Source organism: Fulvivirga aurantia (assembly GCF_009711475.1).
In the GTDB taxonomy this organism is placed as follows: domain Bacteria; phylum Bacteroidota; class Bacteroidia; order Cytophagales; family Cyclobacteriaceae; genus Fulvivirga; species Fulvivirga aurantia.
In genome coordinates this window covers 1-3,434 of sequence record NZ_SMMD01000508.1, presented here as the reverse complement: position 1 = coordinate 3,434, position 3,434 = coordinate 1, and the positions used below count along the sequence as shown (strand labels likewise).

At 38.6% G+C, this 3,434-nt stretch carries 4 protein-coding genes; all 4 read left to right on the top strand.

Annotated elements, in window-relative coordinates; translation table 11 throughout:
- The first annotated feature begins 94 nt into the window (after positions 1-94).
- A complete protein-coding gene (locus E1176_RS03775) occupies positions 95-595 on the top strand; it encodes a F0F1 ATP synthase subunit B (RefSeq protein WP_155209238.1) in 501 nt (166 codons plus the stop codon).
- A gap of 1 nt (position 596) precedes the next feature.
- Positions 597-1,157: an ATP synthase F1 subunit delta gene (atpH, locus tag E1176_RS03770; RefSeq protein ID WP_155209237.1), complete on the top strand. Its 561-nt coding sequence runs from the start codon at positions 597-599 to the stop codon at positions 1,155-1,157.
- An 18-nt stretch (positions 1,158-1,175) separates the two neighbouring features.
- Positions 1,176-2,753, top strand: coding sequence for a F0F1 ATP synthase subunit alpha (atpA, locus tag E1176_RS03765; RefSeq protein ID WP_155209236.1), 1,578 nt, complete (start codon positions 1,176-1,178; stop codon positions 2,751-2,753).
- Positions 2,754-2,820: 67 nt separating this feature from the next.
- Positions 2,821-3,434, top strand: a 614-nt coding sequence (atpG, locus tag E1176_RS03760) for an ATP synthase F1 subunit gamma (RefSeq protein WP_155209235.1), incomplete at its 3' end; no start/stop codon positions are given.

The following is a 3,434-nucleotide window of genomic DNA, read 5'->3' as shown; positions in this document are numbered from 1 at the left end:
GTAAATAATGTAATTACCATCAAACACATCTTGTTAGCGATAGGCGCAAGATGTGTTTTGAAATTGAACTAAACAAAAAACAAAATTATATATAATGGATCAGTTGCTTAATGACTTTTCGCCAGGCTTGTTTTTTATGCAGGCAATCATTTTTCTAGTTCTTCTTTTATTACTAGCAAAATTCGCCTGGAAGCCAATATTACAATCTTTAAAAATCAGAGAAGAATCTATCCAGGATGCTTTAGATTCTGCTGAGAAGGCAAAAGAGGAGATGGCTCAACTTAAAGCTGAAAATGAAAAGCTTTTGGATGAAGCCAGACAGGAGAGAGAGAAAATATTGAAAGATGCCAGAGAAGTAGCTGCATCTATTAAGGCTGACGCTGAAGAAGATGCCGGTAAACAAACTGCAAAAATGATTGACGATGCTCGTCAGGCAATCAATACAGAAAAGCAGGCTGCTCTTGCTGAAGTAAAAACACAAGTGGCAGAGTTATCTCTTCAGATCACAGAAAAACTACTTAGAAAAAAACTTGATGACGAAAAAGCTCAGAAAGAGCTTATAGAAGAATTCGTTAAGGACATTAACCTAAACTAAAATGTCAGAATACAGAGTAGCTTCAAGATATGCTAAATCTCTTTTAGAGCTTGCCGATGAAAAGGGAGTTCTGGAGCCTGTGCTTGAAGACATGCAACAGTTTAGTAAGTTGTGTGCTGAGAGTAGAGAGTTTGTTTTAATGCTTAAGAATCCGATCATTAAGCATGACAAAAAGAACATGATCCTTAAGAAGGTTTTCGAAGGAAATGCTCACGAGCTTACTTTAGCAATATTTGATATAATTACTAAGAAGAACAGAGAGTCTATACTCCCTGGGATAGCTAGAGAGTTTCAAAACCAGTATAAGGTACAACAAGGTATAGAAGAAGCAAAGGTTACTACAGCTGTACCACTTTCTCCAGAGCTTAAAAAATCACTTGAAGAGGTTGTTCTTAAAATTTCTTCTAAGAAAAAAGTTGAGTTGGTGGAGTCAGTAGATAAAGAACTTATCGGAGGCTTTATATTAAAAGTTGGTGACCGACAAATAGATGATTCACTAAAAAGTAAGCTCAAAGCACTTGAGCTAAAGTTTAGTCAAAATCCTTACATTAAAGAATTTTAAAACATAAGCGATAAAATAATGGCAGACGTAAGACCAGACGAAGTTTCAGCAATATTAAGAGAGCAGCTCTCAGGTGCTAAAACGGAAGCCGAACTTGAAGAAGTAGGTACCGTATTAGAGGTGGGTGACGGTGTTGCTCGTATCTACGGTTTATCAAAGGCTCAATCAGGTGAGTTACTTGAGTTTGAAAACGGACTTAAGGCACTCGTACTTAACCTTGAAGAAGACAATGTAGGAGCCGTACTTCTTGGTGACTCTCAGGAGATCAAAGAAGGAGACACAGTAAAAAGAACTAAAACAATTGCTTCTATCAAGGCCGGTCACGGTCTACTAGGTAGAGTTGTTGATACTTTGGGTAATCCGATCGATGGTAAAGGACCTATCGAGGGAGAGTTATTCGAGATGCCTCTTGAAAGAAAAGCTCCTGGTGTAATTTACAGACAGCCGGTTGCTGAGCCACTTCAGACAGGTATCAAGGCTATTGACTCAATGATTCCTATCGGTAGAGGTCAGCGTGAGCTTATCATTGGTGACAGACAAACTGGTAAAACAGCTGTTGCGATTGACACGATCATCAACCAGAAAGAATTCTACGAAAAAGGCGAACCTGTATTCTGTATATATGTAGCAGTAGGTCAAAAAGCTTCTACTGTTGCTGGAATCGTTTCAGCTTTGGAAAAAGCTGGTGCAATGGAATACACAGTGATTGTATCTGCTTCTGCTGCTGATCCAGCGCCTATGCAGTTCTTCGCTCCATTTACAGGTGCTGCCATCGGTGAATTCTTTAGAGATACTGGTAAGCCTGCATTGGTTGTTTATGATGACTTGTCTAAACAAGCAGTAGCTTACAGAGAGGTTTCTCTACTTCTTAGAAGACCTCCGGGACGTGAAGCATATCCTGGTGACGTTTTCTACCTTCACTCAAGATTACTTGAGAGAGCTGCAAAGCTTAACGATAATGATGATATCGCGAAGGACATGAACGACTTACCTGCCTCTCTACAAGGTAAAGTAAAAGGTGGTGGTTCATTGACAGCACTTCCAATTATTGAGACGCAAGCATCTGACGTTTCTGCTTATATCCCTACAAACGTAATTTCGATTACTGACGGTCAGATATTCTTAGAAACAAACCTATTTAACGCGGGTATCAGACCAGCGATTAACGTAGGTATCTCAGTATCACGAGTTGGTGGTTCTGCACAGATTAAGTCTATGAAGAAAGTGGCTGGTACACTTAAGCTTGATCAGGCTCAGTTTAGAGAACTAGAAGCTTTTGCTAAGTTCGGTTCTGACCTTGATGCTGCTACTAAGCTTACTATCGAGAGAGGTAAGAGAAACTTAGAAATGCTTAAGCAAGCTCAGTATGCTCCGGTACCAGTTGCAGAGCAAGTAGCCATAATTTACGTATCTACTAAAGGATACTTAGATAAAGTGCCTTTGAATAAGGTAAAAGAATTTGAGCAAAACTTCTTAGATATATTAAGATCTAAGCATGAGGATGCACTTAAGACTTTGGGTGCTGGAAAATTAGAAGATAGCGTTACTGCTACTTTGGCCTCTGTTGCTACAGATCTTGCAAAGGAGTACGTTTAAAATTAAACTTAATCGTTGACTGGCAGTTTAGGCCAGTCAACTTTATATACTAATTCGACAAACCGTAATGGCGAATTTAAAAGAAGTAAAAAGTAGAATTCAGTCGGTAACTTCGACACAACAAATCACCAAAGCCATGAAAATGGTGGCGGCTGCCAAGTTAAGAAGAGCACAGGATAACATTACTCAAATGAGACCTTATGCTCAAAAATTAGCTGGTATGTTACAAAATCTATCTGGACAATCAGATAATGGTGAAGGTGGAGATTACTCAGAAGTAAGAGCTGTAAATAAGGTCTTGCTTATCGTAGTTACTTCTGACAAGGGTCTTTGTGGAGCATTTAATAGTAATGTTTTTAAGACAGCCAATAGAACCATAAAAGAAAAGTATCAAAGCCAGTTTAATAACGGTAAAGTTGATATTCTTCCGGTAGGTAAAAAGGCCTTAGATTACTTTACTAAAAGAGACTACAGTGTAATCAGTGATTACTGGAACATGTTCTCTCCTGTTGATTTTGAGAAAAGCAATGAAGTTGCAGAATTTGCGATGGATCAGTTTGTAAAGGGGGAATATGATAAAGTAGAAATCGTATATAACGAGTTCAAAAATGTTGCTACTCAAATCTTAAGAGTGGAGCAATTTTTACCAGTATTGCCAGCAGAAAAAAGTGAAGACAACGG

Excerpts from the sequence above, each read along its gene's own strand:
- E1176_RS03775 (WP_155209238.1), top strand. The coding sequence starts at position 95 with ATGGATCAGTTGCTTAATGACTTTTCGCCAGGCTTGTTTTTTATGCAG.
- atpH (WP_155209237.1), top strand. The coding sequence starts at position 597 with ATGTCAGAATACAGAGTAGCTTCAAGATATGCTAAATCTCTTTTAGAG.
- atpA (WP_155209236.1), top strand. The coding sequence starts at position 1,176 with ATGGCAGACGTAAGACCAGACGAAGTTTCAGCAATATTAAGAGAGCAG.